The organism is Prevotella multiformis DSM 16608, from assembly GCF_000191065.1.
Lineage (GTDB): Bacteria > Bacteroidota > Bacteroidia > Bacteroidales > Bacteroidaceae > Prevotella > Prevotella multiformis.
Map to the genome: position 1 here is coordinate 1 of NZ_GL872303.1, position 608 is coordinate 608.

The window sequence follows — 608 nt, forward strand, 5'->3', positions numbered from 1 at the left end:
CGTGACTTGCTGTTGGCGGTAAGGCTGACGGAGTTTCACGCTTGCAAGCTGCATGACGTTTTTCAAAAATCCGTCCTGCGTCTTGGCAGACAGCGTATTAAACTCATCAATATTAATCAGTAACGACTGTGTCATTGCCCGCAGCGTATTCTGCTTCTCACTGATGACAAGATTGTCATTATAGCCCCACTGCAACGCTTCGGGCAGCAAACGTTTACAGAAGGTAGACTTCCGATAGCCCTGTCGTGAGATGAGCAGCGGTGCCACGCTGTTGCCGTGCGATGTGTCCAGTCCCATCCACTGTGCCACCACCGCAAGAAACCACGTGTGGAACCAGTCGGGCCACCGGTCGTTGTCATTGGGCACACAATCTGCCAAGGCCTTGATATGATCGTTCCCGTCCCATCGTCCTCGCAGACGATTCAGGAAATCTTCCACAGGGTTGAAACTCTTGACAAACCTCGACTCCGTATAGCGTCGGATGTCCTTGTCCCATACATCAATCCCGTCGAGGCGTGCCTTGATGGCGATTGTGTTGCGCATCCGTTCATCCGCTGCCACAAAAGGTTCGTTACTGCCCGCCTTGCGGATTTCCGTACAACCTAAGG

Annotated in this window: 1 protein-coding gene; it reads right to left on the reverse strand. The window is 52.8% G+C overall.

Features of this window, described 5'->3' with window-relative positions; translation table 11 throughout:
• Positions 1-608 (reverse strand): VapE domain-containing protein (locus HMPREF9141_RS12385; protein ID WP_007369119.1); only part of this gene is annotated, 608 nt, incomplete at both ends.